Origin of the sequence: Endozoicomonas sp. ALB091 (assembly GCF_049310265.1) — a bacterium.
Lineage (GTDB): Bacteria > Pseudomonadota > Gammaproteobacteria > Pseudomonadales > Endozoicomonadaceae > Endozoicomonas.
On the sequence record NZ_JBLYNQ010000001.1, the window covers coordinates 17,228 to 42,247 of the forward strand.

17 protein-coding genes and 1 tRNA gene are annotated in these 25,020 nt (G+C 49.3%); 5 read left to right on the plus strand and 13 right to left on the minus strand.

What is annotated here, in order from left to right; genetic code table 11:
* Nucleotides 1–57 precede the first annotated feature (57 nt).
* Nucleotides 58–447 carry a transposase gene (locus ACO6UX_RS00045; protein ID WP_422443707.1) on the plus strand — a complete coding sequence of 130 codons (390 nt, stop codon included), beginning with the start codon at nt 58–60 and terminating at the stop codon, nt 445–447.
* Nucleotides 448–813: 366 nt separating this feature from the next.
* On the opposite strand, the gene ACO6UX_RS00050 is transcribed toward ACO6UX_RS00045, so the two are convergent.
* The 4 genes from ACO6UX_RS00050 to ACO6UX_RS00065 all read right to left on the minus strand — a co-directional run bounded on the left by ACO6UX_RS00050 (nt 814) and on the right by ACO6UX_RS00065 (nt 4,153).
* Nucleotides 814–1,965 (minus strand): murein transglycosylase A, encoded by a 1,152-nt coding sequence (locus tag ACO6UX_RS00050; RefSeq protein WP_422443709.1) that lies wholly within the window; start codon nt 1,963–1,965, stop codon nt 814–816.
* 255 nt (nt 1,966–2,220) lie between these two features.
* A complete protein-coding gene (locus ACO6UX_RS00055; RefSeq protein WP_422443711.1) occupies nt 2,221–2,541 on the minus strand; it encodes a 2Fe-2S iron-sulfur cluster-binding protein in 321 nt (106 codons plus the stop codon).
* Nucleotides 2,542–2,634: 93 nt separating this feature from the next.
* Nucleotides 2,635–3,258: a 1-acyl-sn-glycerol-3-phosphate acyltransferase gene (locus tag ACO6UX_RS00060; protein WP_422443713.1), complete on the minus strand. Its 624-nt coding sequence runs from the start codon at nt 3,256–3,258 to the stop codon at nt 2,635–2,637.
* 289 nt (nt 3,259–3,547) lie between these two features.
* Nucleotides 3,548–4,153 (minus strand): HD domain-containing protein, encoded by a 606-nt coding sequence (locus ACO6UX_RS00065; protein WP_422443715.1) that lies wholly within the window; start codon nt 4,151–4,153, stop codon nt 3,548–3,550.
* Nucleotides 4,154–4,325: 172 nt separating this feature from the next.
* On the opposite strand from ACO6UX_RS00065, the gene ACO6UX_RS00070 reads away from it, so the two are divergent.
* Nucleotides 4,326–5,018: a hypothetical protein gene (locus tag ACO6UX_RS00070; RefSeq protein ID WP_422443717.1), complete on the plus strand. Its 693-nt coding sequence runs from the start codon at nt 4,326–4,328 to the stop codon at nt 5,016–5,018.
* 297 nt (nt 5,019–5,315) lie between these two features.
* Here the strand turns inward: ACO6UX_RS00070 and ACO6UX_RS00075 are convergent, their stop codons facing one another.
* The 5 genes from ACO6UX_RS00075 to ACO6UX_RS00095 form a co-directional block, all read right to left on the minus strand.
* Nucleotides 5,316–6,347: a DUF2333 family protein gene (locus ACO6UX_RS00075; protein ID WP_422443719.1), complete on the minus strand. Its 1,032-nt coding sequence runs from the start codon at nt 6,345–6,347 to the stop codon at nt 5,316–5,318.
* 154 nt (nt 6,348–6,501) lie between these two features.
* Nucleotides 6,502–10,230 carry a hypothetical protein gene (locus ACO6UX_RS00080; RefSeq protein WP_422443721.1) on the minus strand — a complete coding sequence of 1,243 codons (3,729 nt, stop codon included), beginning with the start codon at nt 10,228–10,230 and terminating at the stop codon, nt 6,502–6,504.
* A gap of 244 nt (nt 10,231–10,474) precedes the next feature.
* Entirely contained in the window at nt 10,475–14,440 is a 3,966-nt protein-coding gene (locus ACO6UX_RS00085; RefSeq protein WP_422443723.1) for a hypothetical protein, read from the minus strand.
* 70 nt (nt 14,441–14,510) lie between these two features.
* Complete coding sequence (locus tag ACO6UX_RS00090; RefSeq protein WP_422443725.1) at nt 14,511–16,457, minus strand: bifunctional diguanylate cyclase/phosphodiesterase; 1,947 nt, start codon at nt 16,455–16,457, stop codon at nt 14,511–14,513.
* Nucleotides 16,458–16,505: 48 nt separating this feature from the next.
* The gene (locus tag ACO6UX_RS00095; RefSeq protein WP_422443727.1) at nt 16,506–17,177 is read right to left on the minus strand and encodes a transglutaminase-like cysteine peptidase; all 672 of its coding nucleotides are present in this window, start codon (nt 17,175–17,177) and stop codon (nt 16,506–16,508) included.
* Between the two features lie 135 nt (nt 17,178–17,312).
* Here ACO6UX_RS00095 and ACO6UX_RS00100 point away from each other — a divergent pair.
* Nucleotides 17,313–17,389 (plus strand) — tRNA-Ile (locus tag ACO6UX_RS00100).
* A gap of 1,697 nt (nt 17,390–19,086) precedes the next feature.
* On the opposite strand, the gene ACO6UX_RS00105 is transcribed toward ACO6UX_RS00100, so the two are convergent.
* Both ACO6UX_RS00105 and ACO6UX_RS00110 read right to left on the minus strand, forming a co-directional pair.
* On the minus strand, nt 19,087–19,497 hold the full coding sequence (locus tag ACO6UX_RS00105) for a type II toxin-antitoxin system PemK/MazF family toxin (protein ID WP_422443729.1): 411 nt from the start codon (nt 19,495–19,497) through the stop codon (nt 19,087–19,089).
* A 244-nt stretch (nt 19,498–19,741) separates the two neighbouring features.
* Nucleotides 19,742–20,617: a hypothetical protein gene (locus tag ACO6UX_RS00110; RefSeq protein WP_422443731.1), complete on the minus strand. Its 876-nt coding sequence runs from the start codon at nt 20,615–20,617 to the stop codon at nt 19,742–19,744.
* A gap of 179 nt (nt 20,618–20,796) precedes the next feature.
* Here ACO6UX_RS00110 and ACO6UX_RS00115 point away from each other — a divergent pair, with 179 nt between their 5' ends.
* Together ACO6UX_RS00115 and ACO6UX_RS00120 are read left to right on the plus strand one after the other, a co-directional pair.
* Nucleotides 20,797–21,765: an IS1595 family transposase gene (locus ACO6UX_RS00115; RefSeq protein ID WP_422443732.1), complete on the plus strand. Its 969-nt coding sequence runs from the start codon at nt 20,797–20,799 to the stop codon at nt 21,763–21,765.
* Nucleotides 21,766–21,974: 209 nt separating this feature from the next.
* Nucleotides 21,975–23,378, plus strand: coding sequence for a hypothetical protein (locus tag ACO6UX_RS00120; RefSeq protein WP_422443734.1), 1,404 nt, complete (start codon nt 21,975–21,977; stop codon nt 23,376–23,378).
* Between the two features lie 441 nt (nt 23,379–23,819).
* Here ACO6UX_RS00120 and ACO6UX_RS00125 read toward each other — a convergent pair whose 3' ends face one another.
* Together ACO6UX_RS00125 and ACO6UX_RS00130 are read right to left on the minus strand one after the other, a co-directional pair.
* Nucleotides 23,820–24,029 (minus strand): hypothetical protein, encoded by a 210-nt coding sequence (locus tag ACO6UX_RS00125; RefSeq protein WP_422443736.1) that lies wholly within the window; start codon nt 24,027–24,029, stop codon nt 23,820–23,822.
* Nucleotides 24,030–24,038: 9 nt separating this feature from the next.
* Complete coding sequence (locus ACO6UX_RS00130) at nt 24,039–25,019, minus strand: hypothetical protein (protein WP_422443738.1); 981 nt, start codon at nt 25,017–25,019, stop codon at nt 24,039–24,041.
* Nucleotide 25,020 lies beyond the last annotated feature (1 nt).

The following is a 25,020-nucleotide window of genomic DNA, read 5'->3' on the forward strand; positions in this document are numbered from 1 at the left end:
TTGATATGATTGGGTCGACCAAAAGAAAGCTTCGGAAGAAGCAAGCCGGAACCTGCTATGGCGAAACATACACAAGAAACCCTTCGTTTTCACCCTGTTAATGGTAAAACTGTCAGAGCTGATTTTAACGGAGGAGAGTTGCCCTCCGATTTTGGCGCGCTGTTACTGCGTGAAATGGCCATTCGCAGTGAGCTAATTCCCCGGCTCGTCAAGGCAATCCAGGACAAACGACATCAATTCTGTATTGACCATTCCATGCAGGATCTTCTGACGCAAAGAGTGCTGCAAATGGCCTGCGGTTATCAGGATGCCAATGACAGCAACCATTTGCGTAAGGACCCCATGTTCAAGCTGGCTGTCGGTCGCAGTCCTCTGAATGCCGAGACCCATCTGGCATCAGCCCCCACATTTACACGACTCGGGAAGGGCTTGTCCCGCAGGGGTTAAGGTGGTGGAGTATAAAGACCGTGTTAAGTTACATCTGCCCAGCAGCAACCCAATGAAAGTGTTGCTGCAACGAGTGACAGAGGCTTTTGCTGCTTTGCCTGTCCTCAAACCGGGATAAGAGACACAACTTTTAAGTTGGCAGGCGTTTTATTGAATCAGCTGAAAGAGGTTGAGGGTTCAGTGCCCATGGTGTCAGGCAAATCGGTATGTTTTTTGACAAAAAGCCATGGCGGGACACAATATCACCGCAGAGAAATACGCTGCTACGATCTGACAGGCTATGTTTGTTCAAAAAAAATTAATCATTCGAGCTGTAGCAGCGTTTATGAAATATGCGGGCCAGGCAGATTTATCACGAAAAGCAGGTTATCGGGGAATCAACACATAAAGCTTACCGGGTTCCTGCTGTGGCCCGGCAATCAAGGCTGCATCGTTGCCAGCGCCCATATAGATATCTCCCCGGACGGGACCCTTTATGGCACTGCCGGTATCCTGGGCAACCATCAGCTGCTGGAATTTCTCTCCGGTGGCGGTGAGGCGGGTATCGAGCCATACCGGCAGGCCGAGGGGGATATAAGATGGATCCACAGCCAGTGTTCTTTTCGGGGCAGCAGGCACACCCTGAGCGGTGATGGCACCTTCCTCAGAAAAACTGAAAAAGATGTAGCGAGGGTTCTGGTTGAGCAGCCATTCCCGTTGGTCCGGATGGTTTTCCAGCCATGACTGGATGGTTTGCATGGATACTTCTTCAAGTTCCCCCTTCTGTTTCAGTATCCTCCCAATGGCCACGTAGTTGTGGCCATTATTACCGGCGTAGCCAACATGAATAATGTTACCGTCAGGCAGTTCTACATTCCCTGATCCTTGAATCTGCAGGAAGAACTTATCAACAGGGCTGCTCAGCCACAGGAGCACATCGCTGGCTTTCGCTGTCTGTTGATTGATTTCTGCCCGACTGCCATAGGGTTTCAGGAAGCCTTTCTCAACCCGCCCAACCAGTCCCGGGCCACTGAGTCCAAAGTCAGCCTGGCGAACCTTGACCAGATCGTGGGGCAGTTTCAGTAACGGGATTGGGTAATCTTCCGATGGTTTCAGACTGCCGGGAATAACCGGGGAGTAATAAGCGGTAAACAGGCCTTGTTTCTGGGGAGAGAGCTGGACAGGCGTAAAGTTTTGCTCAAAAAAGGTTTTCAGTTGACGGTCGGGGGTTTGCATCAGCTCCTTACACAGCAATTGCCATTGCTGGTAGTTACCCCAGGGGCTGTTGTCGGTCAGCACCGAACGGTTCAGATGCTGGCAACTGTTCAGCAACGCCGGTCTTACGGCAATGGCCTGTTGCTGGCTCCAGCCCTCCAGCTCACTGAATGTTACCGGCTGTCGTTCCGACGCTTTGGTCAACAGCCCGCAACCACTGAATAACAGAGAGCACAGAAGGGGAATAAACCTGAAAACGTTGCCGGTGACTGACTTGGAAAAACCGGAGGTAGCGTGTTTGAAGTGCTGGAATGCAAAGGTCACGTTGAGTGCTTCTGGTTGAGAACGGTGAATTAGAGGAAGGTGCTGAATCAGCTTGCCTATTAAACCATATTTTTTGGCCTGTTGTGCAGGCAACTGCTTGCACAGTTGCCCAGATAGCCGGGGCGTTCTCAATTTCCCATGTGACCAGAACGCCCCCTGATCACTCTTTATACTACGTCGAGTTGTTAAGAAACAACAGGCTCTGGCATACCACTCATCAATTTGCCCACTTCCTGATCAATGTAATAGAGGAATTTAATATTGAGACTCAGGCAAATGAACCACCATGCCGTCCATTTCATCAGTGACGACAACCTGGCAGCTCAGCCTGCTGGTTGCTCTCGGCTCACGGACAACATCCAGCATTTCCTGCTCCATGCCTTCAGCCGGACCGACCATCTCAATCCACCCTTCATCAATATAACAGTGGCAGGTGGCACAGGAGCAGGCACCACCACACTCTGCGAGGATGCCATCGATCATGTTATCAACGGCACCCTGCATCAAAGTACTACCTGAGTCGATGTCGGCTTCATACTGGTTGCCGTCGTGAGTAACAAACTGAATCAGAGGCATGGGAGTCCTTTATTGTCTTTTTATTGCTGTTTCACTCTATCGGACTCACCACGGAAAGAAAAGTGACCGCCTGCCAGACAAACCGCCCGGACATTATTTGTTGTATATACCGGGCGTTTCAAAGGGTCCATCACAGCCAAGCTCAGGATGCTTGCCCGGATGAGAGAGAAAGAACTCATGCATTCTGGCAAAGTCCGAGGGAATATCTCCGGACATGGACATAGGCGCACCCATAATGACCTTGCGCTGCTGAAAATCGAAGGCAATGGGTACAACCGGAACGTTGGCACCATTCGCTATATGATAAAAACCGGTTTTCCACTTTTGCACCTTTGACCGGGTGCCCTCAGGTGCGATAGCCAGCACGAAGTGGTCACTGCTGTTGATCTCTGCGATGGCCTGATCAACCCGGTTGATGGATTTATCACGCTCAATGGGAATACCGCCAAGCCGATGCATCAACACACTCAGGGGCCAGAAAAACAGCGAGTGCTTGGCAAAAAACCGGACACGTATACGGGTTACCAGCTTAACCGCAACGCCGATAACAAAATCCCAGTTTGATGTGTGATGAGCGACGATGATCACGTATTTATTGAGGTGTTCCGGCAGGTTTCCCTCAATTTTCCATCCGCCAAGTAACCACAGGACAAAGTGCCCCAGGCCTGTCTTGAACCGGTTTTTGGGAAGGTAGTTGCTGGTGAAGGACGATTGCATAGTTAACTTGCTAAAGCAGGAAAGCGCGGCAGTATGTCACTTTTGTTGCACTTCGTCAGTCGGTAAATACCTTGTTAAACTTGTACATGGTTTCAATGAGTTTGACGTGTACAATCTCCGTTCACCCTGAGCGTCCTTCGGCTCCGCTCAGGATGCACGGACGAAGGGTGCTTGGCACGATATCAGAGTCCGGAGTTTCCGCCCTTCGACAGGCTCAGGACGAACGGAGTGCGGAGGCACGACAACCCATCAAACTCATTGAAATGGTGTACCAGGGCGCTTCCCCAGATCAACAATCCTGAAGCCAGCCATTACGGACAGACTGATCAATCTGTTCAAGAACATAACACCACAGTTTGGGGGCCAGGTGCTCCAGATACTGATTCCGTTTCAACACCTGACTGCGGGTAACCTGATACTTTGCCCAGGTACCACCCTCACTGTCCATATTCTGGATTACGGGTAACAGGCAGTCCATGGCTTTGGCGAAGCGGGCATCCGGGCTGTGTACCTGCTCAAATTCAAGCCAGAGCGCCCTGAACTCATCGGCCTGCTCCTGTGGCAATAGCCCGAACAGGCGCTCTGCCGCTGCCATTTCTTTAGTTGCCTGACCGGCCAGCTCGGTAGCCGCAGCAAACGCAAATGTATCTCCGGCATCAATTTCCACAATATCGTGGAGCAGCAGCATCTTGATCACCCGGCCAATATCAACCGGCTCTTCAGCGTACTCTTGCAGGGTCATCGCCTGCACCGCTATATGCCAGCTATGTTCGGCACTGTTCTCCTGTCGGCTGTTATCAGGCTTTACCATGGTTTTTCGATAAACCGCCTTGAGTTTATCCAGCTCCTTGATAAAAGCCAGTTGCTGTCCAAGCCTTGAGGAAATAACAGACATAAATTTTGAACCATATTACTAATATTGCGTCTAAGAACATAAAGCCTAACAGAACACTAAGCCAGCAACTAACCATCGATTTTAAAATCAATCAGTTATAAAAGAAGCTGGTCATTGAGCAGAACCGGCAGAACACTCAAAACATAGTCGAATTAACCACCTGGTATGCCCGATGACCCCATCTATAAACAGCACTCTCTTTGCTCACAGCCACTCTCCTGAGCATGTCTATCACAACGAAGAATCATCTGAAGAGTGCTCGAATACCACCACTGAAGCTTGCTCTCAAAGTAACGCACCTTCAGGAAAAAGTGATGGGCTTGCCGCTAGAACCTGTGAGGTTATCGAAAAAACAGAAACGTTTATGTCCAGGGTAAAACGTCATGGTAAATGGTTGCTGTCAAAAGTTCCCGGGGCACTGTGCACCCCACTGAGAGTCTGTACTACTTTGTTGCATGCGGGCATTTTTGCCGGTTATTACGTCACAGTAATGACCATTACCGGCATTGGAGCGCTTACCGGGGCGATGACGGGAGTAGCTGCAGCAATAAAAGCAAGTATCAGACCCTGCCCGGCAGAAAAATCATTTAAAGAATACACCGTCAGTCATGCACAAAAAGTCTTTACATGGCTGGCTCTGCCCTATGAGACCTTGCCAAAAACGCTTAAGGGCTCAATATTTCCGGCGATAGCCAGTGTCGCACTTTTTATTGTTGAAACGGTGACTATTCCGGGAAAACAGCTCTCCATTCATGTGTATGAAAACATTTGCCACGCCACTTACCAGGCGACCAAACCCTATAAGCCTGTCACTGATATGACCGTAAAGCTGTTTGATACCACTAAGCGATGGATTCAGAATTGAAGCAAAAGCAGGGGGAATTGAATTCCCCCATCATAAGGGCCTGTTGACGTTTCGTTGCGTGCTCAGCGTATCAGGGCGCTCCTATGACGAGGCGCGGCATTGCAGGAAGGCTGGTTGCCTTTCAAAATGTCGCAACGAAGTCATAGGGGCGCCCTGATACGCCCGAAGGGTGGCTCAGAAAGGCGCCATCTGCTTTGTCAGACTTGCTTGGCGTAGAATAACTACGCGCTGCACAAGTCTTTCGCGCATATGACGCCTTTCTGAGCCACTGAGCACGCAACGAAACGTCAACAGGCCCTAACCCTGTTCCAGCAAACGCCGCAGATCAATAATCGCCGCATTCGCACGGGAGACATAATTAGCCATCACCAGAGAGTGGTTTGCCAGCAAGCCAAAACCGGAACCATTCAGTATCATCGGGCTCCAAACCGCATCCTGGGTCGCCTCCAGCTCGCGGATAATTTGTCGGACACTGACCGTGGCATTTTTCTTGTCCAGAACGTCAGCAAAGTCCACTTCTATCGCCCTGAGAAGATGTATCAGAGCCCAGGAAGTGCCCCGGGCCTCATAGAAAACATCATCAATCTGTGACCAGGGTGTTTTTACATCAATCAATACAGCACTGTCGGTGGATTGAGCCGCCTCGCCGGAAAGGTCGGTATTCAAACGCGGTTTACCAACACTGGCACTCAGACGCTGGGAAAGGCTGCCGAGGCGCGTTTCTACGTCCCCCAACCAGCGGGTCAGATTGTCGGCCCGGGCATAAAATTGCGCCGAGTCATTGGGATCGGACAAACGGGTCATATAGCTGTTCAGCTTATCAATGCCCCTCTGGTATTCCCGCTCACTGGAAGGCAGAATCCAGCTTCTGGCATCAAAATTAAACTGCGGCTCGGCCACCGCAAGATCCTGGTCTTCCCTTGACTGCGACTGGGAACGGCTGAAGTCCTTGCGCAGGGCCCGGGCCATATCACGCACCTGAATCAGAACACCCACTTCCCAATTGGGCATATTATCCATCAGTACGCCCGGTGGCATGATGTCATTACGCAGGAAACCACCCGGCTTATTCAGCAGCGTATTCGCCAGGGTATAGAGTGTTGCTGTTGTGGTATAACCAGTGACGACAGCCTGAGCATTATCAGTGGCCAGCTTTTCGGCATTGGCCTTTACTGAGAACAGGTCTGGCTCCTGACTCCAGTACCAGCCAACAAGTGATAGAAACAGAATCAATACGCCAGTGCCAACGGCCAGGGCTTTACCATAGATAAGACCCGACATTTTCTGCATACCCGACTGAAAAGCCGATTTCATCTTTTCCAGCGCCATAATTTCCCCGTTCGTCACCGCTCAGACATTTATCCTGAATATGGCGTTCCAATATGGATGCGCTTCCAAGCGGCCATTATCCTCTAATAATTGTGGTTGTGCGAGTTTCTGTTAGAGCCTGTTGGGGTTTTGTTGCGAGTGCAGTGATAAAAATTCACTGAGTTGAGTTCACCCGATCTTCTCCAGGGCGCATCATGGCAAACAGTGTTTTAACAAACGCCTTTCTCTTGATCTGGTAATCACTCACATAATGAGTTGTTGCCAGCCAGTCGTTCACCCTGTGCTCAAAATCATGAAAACAACTATGGCGGAGCAATTTCATGTGCAGGTTCTCAGTCAGTGCATAAAGGCGTTGTTGCTCTTTTTGCAGCTGATGACTCCAGCTGTCGGGATTGTCTTCAGAGTGCAGAGCGATAAACTGCCTGGCTTTATTCAGGGTAAGCAGGCAGCGAAACAGCAAGCCATAAATGCGTTCCCCGGTATTTTGGGGGTTGTTAAACAGAAGGGTTCGAGGTACGTCAAATACCGGCCCGTTTTGCAATTGCTCAGTCAGCGGGTTCAGGTGCTCAGCGAGGTATTCCAGCGTATCGTTCAGTAACCTGGTTTCCTCAGCAAAGGACAAACACCATACCGGCCTCTCAACACCGGGGACGTGAACGGCTAATTGTGCCGCATTTCCATAAACGACCCTGTCATCAAGACTGACCTGAAGCCCCATCACTTTTATCCCGAAATCCCCGTCCTTAAGATAAATATTGTAGGCGCTTGGCAGCTTAATCTCCTGACATCCCCGGATTGGCGAGATAATGATACTTTTGAGAATTTCAGAGCCCCGGTCGGTGTTCAGCGTCTGCAGCTTATCAAAAAGCAGTCTGGCCGTTTTTTCTGTCGTACAGATAATGTCAATGTCATTAAATACCTGGCAGATGTTCTGTAAAAAACGGGCATAAGAGCCGGTAATCAGAATGGGGGGATGCGTACAGGAAACATTGATTTCCTGAATAATCTCCAGTGCTTTCAACGTTAGCGCATTTAACCGCATAACCGGCATGTGCGGGAATACCGGTCTGCCTGACCATTGCCAGAGAGTTTGCGCCACACTGGCGGTCATTGCCCCGGTGGTGAACTTACTTTCTGCTGCATCCCGGGGCAAACTGCCAGACCGGGAGTTGTATATACCCTGTTGTTTCGATACGGGGTACTGGCAACTGACGACAACAGAAGCCTTTTGTTGACTGGCTGAGGCTTCGTATCCATTAAAGCTGTCACTGTTCCACCATGAGTCCACGGCATTTTCCCGTAACAGTAAACCATCCATTACCAAAGCCTCGGAGCTGCACTCTTCAAACCAGCAGCCTAAAGCATGGCGCAGCTTACTTCCTTCAGGAAAACTCTGAAGGCATTCCAGTACCTGGTATTGATGGATTTCCTGTCCATCAATAGGCTGCCGGGTGATGTAGCAGTGGGCCAGAAAGAAAAAATGCAGGCGTGAGTTCTGAAATGAACTCCTCAGTGCATTGATGGATTCCAGTACCTGTTCTGCCGAAACGCCCTGATGATCAATGGTCAGTTCTTGCTGCATAGCCATAAATTTCAAGAGACATTGCAGTCGGTGTTGCTCATCTTTAACCGGTACGTTGTTTAATATTTGCAAGGCCTCTTGCAGTATACCCTGAGCTTCATTGATATCATCGCACTGCTGAGTTTGCTGCAGCCTTTGCATCAGATACCTGGTTTGCCTTGAGGAATGATCTCCGGGAACTTGATTAAATGCTGCCAATACATCCTTGTTGTCCAGATAGTTGCCATTCAATTTCCTGGCATTCAATGCCAGCTGAGAATAAAAAATAGCGACTTCGAGCAACCCGCCACTGCGTTCATAGTCCTTAACCACCTCTTCCGGTGTGACCTGCTGACCATTCAACAGCAGCCCCCTCAGGCAACATTCCGCTTTAAAGCGAGCCAGCGCCAGAGGTGCTCTGGCTGCCTGAAAATCGTTAACCAGCTCATCCGGTGTGACCTGTCGACCATTCAATATCAGGCCCATCAGGCAACACTCCGCCTTGAAGCGCGCTATCGCCACTTTGCCTTCCGGGCTATTCGGGAAACCCTTGACGACTTCATCCGGTGTGATCTGCTGGCCATTCAACTGCAAACTCCTCAGACAACATTGTTGCTTGAAGCGCACGGCTCCCAGTCTGCCTTCCGGACTATCCGGAAAATCCCTGAACACTTCATCCGGTGTGACCTTCCGACCATTTAACGCCAGCCCCCTCAGGCAACATTGTTCTTTAAAGTGTGCCAGCTCCAGTGGTGCTTTGGCGGCCCGAAAATCCCTGGCCACCGCATCCGGGGTGAACTGCTTGCCATTGGACAACAGCCCCTTCAGGCAACATTGCTCCTTAAAGCACGCTATCCCCAGTTTACCTTCCGGACTATCCGGAAAATTCATAAGCACTGCATCCGGTGTGATCTGCTGGCCATACAACGACAGGCCCCTCAGGCAGCATTTCACTTTGAAGCGCACTATCGCCAGTTTGCCTTCCGGATTACCCGGAAAAATCTTAACCACCTCTTCGGGTGTGACCTGCTGGCCATGTAACCGCATCCCCCTGAAGCAACATTCCTGTTTAAAGCGCGCTATCCCCAGCTTGCCTTCTGAACTGTCCGGGAAGCTATTCAACACCGCCTCCGGTGTGACCGGCTGGCCGTGCAACACCAGCCCTTTCAGACAACATTCCTGTTTAAAGCGCGCTATTCCCAGCTTGCCTTCTGAGCTGCCCGGGAAGCTATTCAACACCGCCTCCGGTGTGACCGGCTGGCCGTGCAACACCAGCCCTTTCAGGCAACATTCCTGTTTAAAGCGCGCTATCCCCAACCTGCCTTCCGGAGTATCCGGAAACTCCCTGAACACAGAATCCGGTGTAACCTGTCGACCATGCAGCAATATCCCCTTCAGGCAACATTGTTCTTTAAAGCGCGCCAGCTCAAGGGTTGCTCTGGTGGACTGCAAATCCCTGACCACCTCCTCCGGTGTCACCTGCTGGCCATTCAATGGCATGCTTCTCAGGCAACATTCCACTTTGAAGTGTGCCAGTTCCAGTGTTGCCCCGACTGCCTGATAGCCCTTGACCACCGCGTCCGGTATGACCGGCTGGCCATTCAACGGCACCCCCTTCAGACAACATTCCGCTCTGAAACGTGCCAGTTCCAGTGTTGCCTTGATTGCCTGATAATCCTTAACCAGCAAATCTGCATTGATTGGTCGGCCATTCAATAACAGCCCCCTCAGGCAGCATGCCGCTTTGAAGCGCGCCATCCCCAGTTTGCCTTCCGGAGTATCCGGGTACTCCTTAACCACCTCATCCGGTGTGATCTGCTGGCCCTTCAATGGCAGCCGCCTCAGGCAACATTCCGCTTTGAAGCGTGCTAGCCCCAGTTTGCCTTCCGGAGTATCCGGGTACTCCTTAACCACTCCATCCGGTATGACCTTCCGGCCTTTCAACGGCAAACTTCTCAGGCAACATTCCGCTTTGAAGCGCGCCAGCTCCAGCGTTACTTTGATAGCCTCAAAATCCCTGACCACCACATCCGGTGCCACCCTCTGGCCTTTGAACACCAGACCTCTCAGGCAACATTCTGCTTTGAAACGCGCTATCGCTAATTTGTACTTATTATTCCGATCCGGCAGCCGGTTGAATTCCTGAATAACCTGGTCTGCGCTCACTTTTCTGGTGCCATGCAAGATGTTCTGCAGGCAAAGCTTTTGCAGGAAGAAGCCGCTTCTCAGAGATGTTGTTTCATTCCCATAGGTGCAGAGCACAGCAGCCGAGGTGATTTGACGTCCTTGTAATGGTTTTTTTTGCCAAAAGGCATTCTCCATACATTTGCCTTTATCCAGGGTGGTAGCTTTATCTCTATAAGACGGATGGTTTAAGACTTTTTTGCTATTAAATGAACTGCCTGCGCGGTCACGGATTCCGCTTGAATGGGCTTGTTGGCCCAACCGACCAACAGGCTTTGGGTAGGAGCAGGCTGATGAGGTTGCGTTCAGAATAGAGCCCTGCACACTTTGACTATAAATACCGCCGTTTGACCTCAAAATGATGATCAGGTTCACGCCTTTCTTATTCTGACTGCATCATCGCCAGCAGTGCCGTAATAAAGTCCCTTCTTTTGAACTCATATTCATTAACATGATGGGTGGTTGATAACCAGTTGTTCACTCTGTGCTCAAAATCACTGCGACAAACATGGCCAGACAATTTTGTTTGCAGATTGGCCGTCAGCATATACAACTGTTGTCGTTGTTCTTGCAGCAACTTATTCTGGATCGGTGTTCCGGGTCTGTCTTCAGAGTGCAGATCGATAAACTGCCTGGCTTTATGCAGACTAAGCAAAGAGCGCATCAGCAAACCATAAATATATTCCCCGGGGTTTTCGGGAGTGTTAAAAAGAATGGTTCGGGGCAGGTAAAATACCTCTCCCTTTTGCAATTTTCTGGTCAGTGGATCAAGGTTTGTCGCGAGATATTCCAGCGTGTTGTTCAGTAATCGGGTTTCTTCGGCAAACGACAGACACCACACCAGCCTCTCAACGCCAGGAACCTGAACAGCGCATCGTGAGGCATTGCCATCGGTGACTCTCGCATCAATACTGACCTGAATCCCCATCGCTTTCATACCCAAATCACCGTCTTTCAGATGAATATTGTAGGCCTTTGGCAGTTGAATCTCCGGACATCCCGGAACGTCCCAGATGACGATGTTTTTGGGAATTTCCGAGGCTTTGTCGCTGTTAAGTGCCTGCAGCCGGTCAAACAGTGTCCTGGCAGGTTCTGCCGCCGTACAGATAATGTCAATATCATTGAATGATGAGCAACGGTTCTGTAAAAAACGCGCGTAGGAACCGGTAATCAGAATGGGGGGATTGCGATAAGAACCATTGACTTCCTGAATAATCTCCAGTGTTTGTAGTGTTAGCGCATTGAACTGCGGATGCCTGTTCAGGAGACCCGGTTCAATGGACCATTGCTTCGGCACCTGAGCCGCACTGGTGGCAACTGTCTGAGTGGCAGAGACTGCGGTTCTGTGGGGACTATTACGCCTTGGGGCTGCGGCCCGTTCCTGTTTGAACAGGAATTCATTCATTATATTGGCTTCAGGGCTGAATCGTGCAAACCAGTGGCCTAAAGCATGGCGCAATTTGCTTCTTTCAGGAAAACCCTGAAGGCACTCCAGAACATGCTCCCTGCGAATTGTTTGTCCATCAACCGACTGTCTCTTGATATAGCAATGGGCCAGGAAGAAGAAATGCGTGCGTTTATTCTTAAATGAGTTCCTGAGTGTTTTCATGGATTGCAGCACCTCTTCTGCCGACACTCGCTGCTGATCAATCAACAGCTCATGCTGCATCGCCATGAATTTCAGGATACATTGCAGCCGATGCTGCTCATCTTTTACCGGTGCGCTGTTTAATATTTGCCAGGCCTGTTGAATGATCTCCTGACCCTCGTTGGTTTCATCGAACCACTGATGTTGTTTCAACCTGTGCATCAGGAACTCAGCCTGCCTGCAAGCATGATCTCCGGGTGCTTCATTAAACGCTGCCAATACTTGCGCGTTATCCAGACAGGAGCCATTCAATTCTCTTGCATTCAATGCCAGCCGGGTCTGAAAAATAGCGCTTTCGAGCAACCAGCCACCGCGTTCAAAATCCTTGACTACGGCATCCGGTGTGACCTGCCGACGATTCAACGCCAGACCTCTCAGGCAACACGCCCCTTGAAAGCGCACCAGCGCCAGTTTTCCCTCCCGACTATCCGGGAAATTACTGACCACTTCATCCGGTACGACCTGCTGCCCCTGCAACATCAGACCTCTAAAGCAACACTGTTCCTTAAAGCGCGCCAACCCTATTCTGCCATCTGAGCTACTGGGGAAACTCTTAACCACTTCATCCGGCGTGACCTGCTGACCATTCAGTGGCAGCTCCATCAGGCAACACATTTCCATGAAGCGTGCTATCGCCAGCCTGCCCTCCGGGCTATCCGGGAAGCCCTTAACCACCTCATCCGGTGTAACCTTCCGACCATGCAACACCAGGCCTTTCAGGCAACAGTCTGCTTTGAAGCGCCCCAGCCCCAGTCTGCCTTCCCGACTATCCGGAAAATCCCTGGCCACTTCATCCGGTGTGACCAGCTGGCCATGCAACAGCAGGCCCAGCAGACAACAGTCTGCTTTGAAGCGCCCCAGCTCCAGTGGTGCCTTAGCGCTCTTAAAATCCTTAACCACCTCATCCGTGGTGACCTGCTGACCATTCAATGCCAGACCTCTGAGGCAACATTCCGCTTTAAAGCGTGCCAGCTCCAGTGGTGCTTTAGCGTCCTTATAACCCTTAACCACCTCCTCTGTTGTGACCAGCCGACCATTCACTGCCAGAGCTTTCAGGCAACAATTCTCTTTGAAGCGCGCCAGCTCCAGAGGTGCATTGATGGCCTGAAACCCCTTAACCACTGCCGCCGGTATGACCTGCTGGCCATTCAACGACCACCCTCTCAGGCAACATTCCGCTCTGAAACGCGCCAGCTCCAGTGTCGCTTTGGTTGCCTGATACTCGACCTGCTGATCATTCATCGACAGCCCCTTCAGGCGAGCCTCTGCGTTGCAGCGCGCCTGCTCCGCTTCTGCCTTGGCGACCTGATAATCATTAACCACTTCATCCGGCGTAACCTGCTGGCCATTTAACGCCACCCCTCTCAGACAACATTTTTCCTTAAAGCGTGCCAGCCCCAGTGGTGCGTTGGCTGCCCGATAATCCTTAACCACCGACTCCGGTAAGACCTGCTGACCATGCAACATCAGGCCTCTCAGGCAACATTCCATTTTGAAGTGCGCCAGCGACATCGTTGCTTTGGCTGCCTGAAACTCCCTGACCACCTCATCCGGCGCAACCTGCTGGCCATTCAGCGTCAGGCCTCTCAGGCAACATTCCTTTTTGAAGTAGGAAAGTTTCAGCGTTGCGTTGACTGCCTGAAACCCCTTAACCACGGCCTCCGGTCTGACCCGGCGGCCATTCAGCAGCAGCTCTGTCAGGCAACAGGTCTCTTTGAAGTGCGCCAGCCCCAGTTTGCCTTCATGACTGGCCGGGAAAGCCTTAGCCACCTCATCCGGTGTCACCGGCTGGCCATTCATCATCTTGCCTGTCAGGCAACAATCCGCTTTAAAGCGTGCCAGCGCCAGCTGGCCCTGCGGACTGTCCGGGAAACCCTTAACCACTTCATCCACTGTGATCTGCTGGCCATTCAATGCCAGGCCCTTTTGGCAACATTGTTCCTTAAAGCGCGCCAATCCCAGTTTGCCCATCAGGTTGTCCGGGAAAGCCCTGATCACCGCCTCCGGTGTCACCGGCTGGCCATTCAGCCGCAGCCCCCTCAGACAACATTCCGCTTTGAAACGCGCCAGCTCCAGCGTGGCATTGATTGCCTGAAAATCCTTAACCACCGTATCCGGTGCAATCTTCTGGCCTCTCAAGGACAGGCCCTTCAGGCAACAGTGTTCCTTAAAGCGCGCCATCCCCAACTTGCCTTGCCGACTCTCCGGGAAATCCTTAATCACCATCTCCGGTGTGACCAGCCGACCATCCAACCTGAGGCCCGTCAGACAACATTCCTCTTTGAAGCGTGCTATCGCTGTTTGGCACTTATCATTTCGCCCTGGCATTCGGCTGAGCTCCCGAACAACATGGTCCGGGGTCACTTTGATATTGCCATGTCGCATGTTTTGTAAGCAAAGTTGCTGCAAGAAGCAGCCGCTTCTAAAAGATGTTTTATCCTTTCCATAAGCGTTAAGCACATCAGCGGTGTTGATTGGACGCCCTTGTAATGGTTTTTTCTGCCAAAAGGCATCCTCAATCCGCCTGCCATCATCCAGCGTGATGGCGGTACCTGTGCGGGAGTGGTGGTTTGAAACCTTTTTGCCGTTGAATTTACTACTGGAGCTGCCAGGAATTCTGCTTGAACCGGCTTGTTGATCCCCGACAGGCTTTGGGCGGGAGCGGGTTGATGTGGTTGCTTTCAGAATCCCCCCCTGCACACGTTAACTACAAATATCGCCATTTGACCTCAAAATGATGATCAGGTTCCCTCTATGGCCGTTGAACAATTCAGAGTAACTCGGGATGCCCCAGATAATATCCCTGACCACCAGCAACACCCAGCTGTTTTAATGCCTCCCACGCCTCTTCCTGTTCAACGCCCTGGGCGAGAACACTCATATCCCGGGACTCAGCCATCATGGACAGTGTTCTTATATACAGTTGATTCTCATAGCTGGACGTCAACTGTCTTGCAAAACTGCCGTCCACTTTCAGGTAATGGGCATTGATCATCTGCAGGAACGTCAGCGCCTGACTGGACACACCAAAATGATCAATAGAAAACTGACAACCGGTTGCCACCAGTGTATCCACCCGTTCTGCAACCCGCTCCCCCACCAGCATAAGCGAGCGCTCAGCCGTTTCCAGAATCAGACGCCTGGCCAGATCCTGACGCAGTCTGAGGGCATCCAGTAACCAGTGATAAAAATCATCATCCATCAGGGAGTAAGGTGAGATATTCAGGCTGTAGGTTCGATAGTCATCCCGGTCATCCATATAATCCGTCAGGGCAAAAAATACCGCCCGATCAAAGGCTCCATGCAGATCATAGCGCTCAACCACTGGCATAAAGGCATCGGCAGACACCACTTCACCAGCCAGCTTTATCCGTGCCAGTACCTCCGTAAACGCTACTTCACCATCCACTCCCTTAATGGGCTGGCCATACAGCTCGATAAGGCCTTTTGCCATTACCTCTTCCAGCGCTTCGACCCATTGAGTGTCACTCCATCCCATGTACGGATAACCAGACTCACCACTGATATCCATCACATCCCAGCAATTTTTAACCCGGGCCTCTTGTTCCAGCAGCTGCTGATCACCATGCTCCAGCAGCAGCTCCGGAGAACAACGCCCCTGGTGGGTCACTGCGACAATATGCAGGTTATTGCTACCTTCCGGTGACGAGAAAAACTCCATGGCCACCAGAACCTTGAATAACCGTTCCGTCACCTTACGGATTTCATCGACATTGCAGGCGGGCACACACACGCTAAAACCGGATCCATTCCAGCGGCCAGAAAAAGCTTCGGGCCAGGCCAACAGGGTTTTGCCCAGCCAATAGCTGACGGTCACCAGCAGGTCATCAACAAACTTTTGTCCATGAGACCGGTTCAGCGCCTCCAGCCCTCGCACCTGAATCATGACCAGACTGGCACCCGCCTCACCGATGTCTTCACTTAACACGGTCTTCATCCGACGCTTAAAGGCCCGTCGATTGAGTAATCCGGTCAATGGATCCTTGACCGACTTGCGACGCAGCTCTTCTGTCAGAGCCACCTGCTCAGAGAACGCCTTTTCCAGCTTCTCTGCCATCCGGTTCATGGCCTGAACCACTTTGCGTAAATCTCTGGTTTTGGGTAACTCGGGTTGTATCTCAAAATGACGGTCACAGATTCGGTTCGCCTGCTGCTCCATCCTTGTTAAAGGCCGGAGTACCACACCCAGCAGCATATTCAATCCGACCATGGCAACTATCAAACCGATACCGAACAGCAGCGCATCTTTGCTCACCTTGGACCAGAGACTGCGGTAGGCATAACCCGGATGACTGGCTACCAGAAGCTGCCCCATGGGCACCCAGCCACTGTTAATCTCGCTGGTGACTGCCGGAGTTTTCAGGTCAATCAGTTTCACAAACCAGTCCGGTACACCTTCCAGCGTTCCCGGGTGTTCACTGTTGACCAGTACGTTGCCCGACATATCGGTAAAACGAATCTGCCGGTAGTAACCACGATCAAAAACCGCATCAATCATCGAGTCCATCCTGGCAATATTGCCAGCCCCGGCGGAAGCAATGGCAACACCAAGGGAGGTGGCCGTATCCTGGGAATGAGAGTTCAACTGTTCCTGGAGGTAATGACGGGCATCATTGACGGACAGCACGAAGCTGCCAGCAAACAACAGAATCAACAGCAAAGTTAAAGATAGTGCCAGTTCACGAAGTAGCGTCATGGTGGCCTCCCTGTCCGTTTTCAGTTCCGGGGAAAGCAGGATAAGCCATCAGCTGCTCCCGTCATTCAGTCGTCCCTGACTGTTCGACTTCTGCAGCCGTCGGCGCAGCTCAGTCCAGGTCTTTATCTTACTGGACTCACCGAGGCGAACCCCTTCACCACGCTGACGGGACAGCCAGAGTCCGTCACCGTTAAAGTTATAAACGGGAACCAGATCTGTGCGATGACTGGCGGGACGAATCTCACTGACCAGGTTGTCCAGAATCAACGGCTCTTCCCCCGGACCGGCGAAGTAACTGAGCACCATGTGAGCCTGATCAAGCTCAACCGCCTTTACATAGGTAATCCTCAGCTTCTCATCGGCCACGCCAAGCTCACGAAGGGTAAAATACTTGGCAATGGAGAAGTCCTCACAATCACCCGCGCCACTGGCCAGCAGTTCCACCGGGGTTGCCCAGAAATCCTCTTCCCCCCAGTGGTCAATATCATGCACAAAGCGCATACGGTTAAAGAAGTCATTCACTTCAACCAGCTTCCGGGGTTCTGGCAGCTTCCTGCTGTAGATCATCAGATTCTGCCAATGGGTCAGCCGTTCAGCGGCAGCGACACCGTAGAGTTCCCGGGCACTATCCACCAGCGCTTTACCCACCACCAGGTCGCCAGCCAGCACCACGGCAACGAACCAGTGTCCCCATTTAAATGGAAGAAGGTGGGAAAGCATCCAGAATATTTCCAGCCGATTCCTGATCTTATATAGAGTCGGCAGTGATCAGCCGGGCCTGTAAGGAAAAACCGTCAAAAGGCGATAACAGGGTTGGCGGCAGAGTAAATCTATGCGTATAATCCAACCGCTTCAGGGCCTATAGCTCAGTTGGTTAGAGCAGCGGACTCATAATCCGTTGGTCGAAGGTTCAAGTCCTTCTGGGCCCACCAGGTATAGCAACGCTTTCAAGATAAGCACTCACTCACTGACTCACTATAAATTCTTATTTGCGCCCACTTTTGCGCCCTCTTTCTGTCGGACTGGTAGCGAATTAAACGGGCATCTATTCGGCTGTTACCTTTCAATTACTCACTTCAAATTCACGCGTCTTGCTCGCGTGGTCGTCGCGCTGATTTCGCGTGCCTGGCTAATTAATTCATTGCTCAATGACAACATTTGCCAACATTCCTTGTAGCCAGCGAAAGTACAAAAACGCACTTTGAGCCAGAAAAGGTACACTTGTGTGCTTTAAACCTTGGGGATTGGATTGACGGGAAAGATGGAGGGGTTAGCCTTGGCGGTATATCTGGGGCTAATGTTCCCGTTCCCCCTCCGGTTGGGCGTTTGTAGCTGGCCAGCCTGTACCAAGGCACAGTTAAGTGTAGCCTGAGGATTCCTGTTTGTTGGCTGTCTTCTGGCTCAAGGGGGCACATATTCCGAGTACCCGGTGTAATGAATGGCTTGCTGGTGGCCTGCTACACAGAATCGGCGTAACAGCTAACCGGCCCTGCTGGTGGCTCCGGGCTCCAGCATTCGCACGGTGCTTTGAAGGTGGGCCAGAATCCTGACCGATCTATTAGCATGGTCTATGCTGTGTGCGGGTGCGGGCTCTGACAGGCTGCACGATGAATGCACCCTTGCTCCCCTGTTGCTCTGGTGCCAGGGGGCTTTATACATCAGTGCTTGCTTATCCTGCCTGGTGTTGGGTAGGGCTTTACTGCAATCATGCCGTAAAGTGCGTAGAAACTCTGCGTAGTGCGTAGATATGGTGCGTACATTACTGCTACCAGTGTGCGTACCGTAATGCGTACCGCTGTGAAATAGTTAACATAACTTAGCATTTTGAATGCGAACCAGAGTGCGAACTTATAGTGCGAACTACCCTCAGTATTCTTTAGCCTTACCACTTCAGACAATCCTTGATTCCATAGCTTCCGACTGAACTTTTCTAAACCGGCTATATGACTTCAGACTGCTTCTGCTGGTGGCTTGCCGGTGCGCAATAGTGCGAACTGCGTACCATTGGGTAATGGCTTAAACCTGCTGCTGACAGGCTCATACATGCCTTTCTCGATATAGAGTTTTCTGGAGTGGTGCGAATTGAGATACCTACAAAACCAAAGCTATCTATCCGTTATGGATTGATTGCCCTGGCTTCAATCTGCCCGGGTCGGGGTAGATTGGCCTTGCTGAAAGATGTGCGGGGTTCTCGTCGATCTGCTTTGTTTAGGTGGGCCCGTTTTCGGGCTGGCGTCGCGATTCGCTACTCCCCAGGGTCTGGGTTAAGGGTGGGAGAAATGTTCCCACCCCCTGCATTGGCATTGAATAACGGGTTAATCAGTCAGGGCCCCGATGTTTTGACGGGTCAGGATTTTGGCTGGTTACACTGGACTCAAAAAAGAAAAGCCTCCATCTGGTTCGACTGACTCCGCTGCAATTGCGGGCAGTGGTTCACCAGCTTGAAGGCCTTAAATGACAAAGGCCCTACCACGAATGATAGAGCCTTGGATCAGCAGTCTTAGATAGCTTGTCATCGCCATTTCCAAGACTGGCTGCACCGGACGTACCTGAATGCAGTCTCGAAAGCCCGATGCTATGCAGAGCGGGAACATGGGTAAATATAGAGCATAACCCAGCATTTTGCCAGTTAAGAAATACCCAAACCGGCTAACAGACATTTCCGTATTGCTTGCATCTGCTCTCTACCCAGTCTGTCCTGATAATACATTCGCTTACCATCGGCTCCCCTGGTGGGTAGTCTGATTTGATCTAACCGGTGAAAGCCTACGGTGTAGAGCATATCGGCTTTTACCCAGCTTTCTTTCTCTTGAAACTCCTTCATCCGGGGCATGCTGGCCTTGGGTAAAAGGTAATGGTAGGGCTCAACCGGGTTCGGTGTTGATGTGCTTATGCAGGCTACTGTTACCAGTCCACCTCTCTTTCTTATGCTGGAGACTACCAGAACAGGCCTTTTCTTAGTCATTTCAGGCTCTTTAAAGCCCTGTGAAAAGTCGCACATGAGAATACTCCCCACTTTGGGGTGATACTTGATTGCCATAAAACTCCGTATCAGAAATGCCGTGTATGTTTGTCATTGGGTGTATCCTGGCTCAATGCGCCCAGCTTCCGGTCTATTGTACTGCAATCCAGTGATAAGGGTTGCTGGTTACTCTCTGCGGATTAGATGTGATGCAGTGCGATAGCCTGAGATGTCGGAAAGTTTTCCGGTATCTGTGACTGGTGGCAAGCAAAAAAAACCGGGCGTAATGCCCGGCTAATGGCTTAATGACTCTCTGATTTTTTCAGTACTGGCTGATTGGGTTCGGTATTCCTAATCCTTTTGTGCTGATCTGTTGCCCTACAGGTATTTTGTAGGATGCTTCCAGTTCCTCCATGGATGCAGGCCAACGCTGATTCTTCGCAAAGAATGCAGCCATAGCGTCGGCTTGCTCATTGTTGATACCAGTACCATAGCGCCCCTGAGCAATGATGTTGGCTTGGTATCTGTCCCACTTGCCCTCAACGTGTTGACCGATCTCGCCCATAACAGAACCGTAACCTTGCTGATTGGTTTGGGCTGCTTCGCCTGCCTGCTGTCGTATGCGGTTGGCTTCTGCCAGAACATCAGCTTTGGTTTTACCTGTTTGATCTGGTGCTGGTAGCTGTTCACTTGTTGACTGGCTTGCTGCGTTGTCACCACCAGCGGCTTGCCTGGCTAACCGGATAATATCGTCATAGCCTGGCTGAGTTGTGGTGGTTTCTGGTTCTGTTCTGTAGCGGGTGGAAAACCCCAATCCATAGCCGCCAAACTGTGGTGCGGTTTGGGTATTTTTGAAGTTCGGATCATAGACTACACCACTGCTGGCCTCCCTTGGCCCATACTCTGCCATAAACGCATCGTAGGCATTCTGCCCTTCCTTAACTGCGTTGTACTCCTCAAAGCCTTTTGACTCTCCGGTGTTCGGGTCGTACTTTGGGCGAGTGTATCGGTTGTTGTCATCCAGAGTGTACCCCATGGACAGAATACCATTATCACTGGTGGCAAGATCCCTTGCTGCGGCCGCACCTTCAGCAAGTTCCTTGCTCTTAAGAATTGCCTCTCTGCCCTGGGTGACTTCTGTTCTTTCGCGGGTGGTGTAGTTGTTCAGGTTGGATAGCTGCCGTTCAACCTCTGTCATGGGTAAACGGCCTAATACTGAATCCTCGGCACCCAGTATGGAGAGAAACTGAGCCCCCTTATCGTCTGTATCCAGCTTGAGCCCTGTGGCGTTGTTGATACTGGAATAAGGTGGCTATGTTTCCCTTATGGGTTGATGGGTCTAAACTGTCGTAAAACCATGTAATGGGAGATTCTGTTATGCAGTCCCAACAGTTTCAAGACCTTCTTAATGCTATACCGTTATTATCCAGCCAGCAGCGAAATACACTTATTAACGCTCTGTCAGAGCAGAATTCTCCTTCCGATATTGCCAAGTCTATCGAAGATAGTTTTGTCCGGGCTCCAAAATGTCCTCACTGCGGGTCAGAAGACCTACAACGCTGGGGGATGCGGAACCAACGACAACGTTTCCGGTGCAAGTCTTGTCGAAAGACCCTGAACTCTTTTTCCAAAACGCCTCTGGCCCGTTTAAGACATCCTGAGCGTTGGCCGCAGTATCTTGAGGGGATGACTTACTCTTTGACGCTTCGCCCGGCTGCCAAGCAATGCGGCGTTTCATTGAAAACATCATTCCGTTGGAGGCATCGATTTTTACAGGCTATTGAGCACGACCAGGCACCGGAGCTTAGTGGCATCACAGAACTGGATGAAACTTTCTTCCGTGAATCCTTCAAAGGTCAGAAGAAAGGTCTTCCAAGAGCTGCCAGGAAGCGGGGTAATGATAAGAAGACAGAGTGTCGCCAAATACCGGTCATGGTAGCCAGAGACCGCGATAATCAGACGGTTGATGGCATTCTGGAGAATCAGAGTGCAGACGAGCTTTGTCGTCATTTGAACGGTCGAATAAATATTGAAGCAGTCGTATGCGCCGATGCAAGCCTTGCACATGAGAAGCTTGCGAGAACCTTGGGGTTCACCTTTAAAGAACTGGTGTCATCCTCTGGAATACGGGTTATAGAAGGTGTTTTTCACCTGCAACGTGTGAATGCATATCACAGCCACTTGAAGCAGTGGATTACAGGGATTTTTCACGGAGTTGCAACAAAATATCTGTCACATTACCTGGGCTGGCGAAGGGCTCTAACTGGCATTAATGCTTTAACAGCTGATCGGTTGGCCAACAAGATTTTGGAATTTATTCACTTTCAACCTTTAAAGGCAACATAGCCGGAATAAGGTGTTTTGTTCAGTAGCTCAAGGGCTTGATCTAAATCCGGTTGCCCCTGCTTTCGGTTGGTGGCATCTCCGCTTAAACCCAGTAATTCCCGCAATAACTAAAATCCCTTTGCTACCAAGGGTTGGAAGCTTGCGGGACAATTTCAGCTACGCAGTCTAGAATAGAGGATATTTTTGGCAAAATACCAACACAGTGTCATATGCCTTCCTCTCATAATCATTCGGTTACCTCTGACCTCATTGATATTGTTTTTGAAAAAGTTCAAGAGATTCCTGACCCTCGCTCACAAAAAGGGCGTTCATCAAATATTTCCATTGCCGATTTTTTTATGTATGGCCTTGGTGTTTTTCATAATAAAAATGCATCATTACTGACCTGCGATGACAAACGAGACCAGCCAACAATTAAAGAAAATGCCAAGAGTTTGTATCACGTTGAACACATACCTTGTGATACCTACCTGAGATCAACTATTGACCTCGTTCAGACAAAACATATTCGTCCACTGTTTCTCGCCTGTCTTGCTTATTGTCAGCGGCGTGGGAAATTGAAACAGTTCCAGTATTTTAAAGAGGGCTACCTGGCTCCCATTGATGGAACACAAACCTTTACGTCAAAGTCCATCAGCTGTAAAAACTGTTGCACAAAAAACGCTGACAACCCTAAAAAAACAACCATTTACTATCATCAGTTATCAACAATCTGTCTTGTAAAGCCAGGATTGAAAACGGTTATTCCATTAATGCCTGAACCGATTACCCAACAAAAAGATGCTTCCAAAAATGACTGCGAAGTGCGTGCCCTTGAACGCATCCTGGAAGACCTTGCCAGGGAACACTATCACCTTAAACTGGTGCTGGGTTTAGATGGTCTCTATTCCAAGGGACCAACCCTTAAACTCATCCGGTCTTATGGTCACCATTTTATCGCTGTTGCCAAGGACACGGATCATAAGGCATTGCTGGAAAGCATTGATGATCTGGACCGGAAAGGCCAAGTTCGGCGATTCACTTATACGGACAAACGGGGGCATCGGCACTCGTTTCGCTACGTAAATGGTGCTCCACTAAATAAGTCACACCCTGAATTTATAGTCAATTACGTGGACTATGTGGAAACGGATCCGGATGGGAAAGTAAAATACTTCAATAGCTGGGTAACCAATCTGCCAATTCACAACCATATGTGTTGCATGAAAATCATGCGAGGAGGACGCGCAAGGTGGTTAATTGAAAATGAAACGTTTAATACACTGAAGAATTTGGGTTACAGTCTGGAACACAACTTTGGTCATGGTGAAGATAATCTGTCAAGCAATCTTGCCTGTCTGATGTTTCTTGCCTTTCTGATTGATCAAATTGTCGAACTTTCCTGCCCCTTATTTAATGAAGCGCTGACGGCTAACAAACGGAAAAAGACGCTTTGGGAGAAACAGAGAAATTTCTTTGAGATTTTCGTGGTTAGTTCTTGGGCGTTATTCATGAAGGGGCTGATATTGCAGGGAGCACCTGAACCAAAAGCAAAAGGCAAGCAAGTTAAACCTGGTGAACAGCCAAAACGAAAAATGATCAGCATCCGGAGTTTATTCCCTGATACGGCATAATTACCAATAAAAAACCATTTTCTTCAGTGTATTTAAGTTAACCTATTGATCAGTTTTTTTTCTGATGGTTCTATTTGTGTCTAATTGTGTCTAAAAAATCAATAAAACAATTAAGGGAAAATCTTCATTTTTCTATTTTTTGCGGGAATTGCTGTGTCAAACCAAGCATGAAAATGGAGCTGAAAACTTATCGACTCTGCGTCGTCTGGCACTCAATATTTTTAAGATGGATCGTGTGGGAAAGGGCAGTATTCGACGCAGGCGCAATGATTGTGCCTGGGATGACTCCTACCTGACTGAACTACTTGAACAGTTCATCTTCACTTCTGTTAATCATGGATGTTGATAGTAAATATTGTGCATTTTATGCTCGAGTGAATGAATTAATGAGAACCATTCTCTTCATGCGTAAGCCCTGCCCGTTAATTTTACAGTATTAACTCACTTCAAGATATTTCTTATCTGATTCAGTTTTTTGATTAGTATTAAATACTCATTATAAAATTCTTTTAGTTTTACACCATCTATTTTTACATATTGCGTCTTATTCTCACGCCACTCATACCTGTCCACAGCAAGAGAAACATGAGTGGAAGCAGTATCAGACTCTTTGGGCATCGCTGTCAGTTTATCTATCTCATAATCGCTCATGATTAAAAATCACTTTAGATATTGATTTTGTTGACAACCTTCTAAAATCCCATCTCCGAAATCAGCAGCCATTTTCATCTTCTGATCCATTGTATCTTGTGTTGGGATGTCGTATATCATATTTATTAATTCTCTTCCAGACTCTGTATTTTGCTTATTAAAATCATTTGAAATACTTTCCTTAGATTTACCAACTTGCCTTAACATCATTATCATGTATGAAGTTCTCGCCAACGAGCCACATGAAGTTGTTTTATCATATTTTTTATAATACTTTCTATTCAAGTAACTCTTATCAGCACTAAGGTTATTAGCGCTTTTAAGCAAATTAACTTCCTCTACATTATCAGCCTTTTTAATAAGAATAGGATTCTTTCCTTTTAAGCTTGGATCTTCACTACACCCATTAAAATATCCATCGGAAAATGTTGCAGCAGAATACAAACGTCCTTTTTCTGTTAGTCTGATTTTTTCAGAAAAAGCAACATGAATAACAGTATCAACAAAGTCTCTATTTATATCGTTGAATCTCTTTAATACTTCTTCTTTAGACTTACCAAACTGCCGATCAAGCATTACACCATAACTTATTGCCGCCCCTATACCACAATATGTATTTTGATCAAACTTTGTATAATAATCCTTAGATAAATAATCAAGCTCTGAATTATAGGTTAATTGCTTTGTAATTTCGTCTGAATACTCACAACTATTACCATCCCAAGTCCAATTTACAATTTTTTGACTTTCAGAAACTTCAAGCTTTGTAGTGCATGAACTTTTTAAGTCATACCCACCAAATATTGTTGTTTTTTTATTACTATAAAGTGTGCTGCCTACAACATTATATTCAGTTTTACTACTAGAAGTTTCAGGAATATGAACACTACTTTTTTTCGAATAAATATATAGCTTATTTCCATTTGGAAGATTCATTATCTGAGCAGGGTAACCCCATATTCTGGAATATGTATTTATATCTTTACCCAAC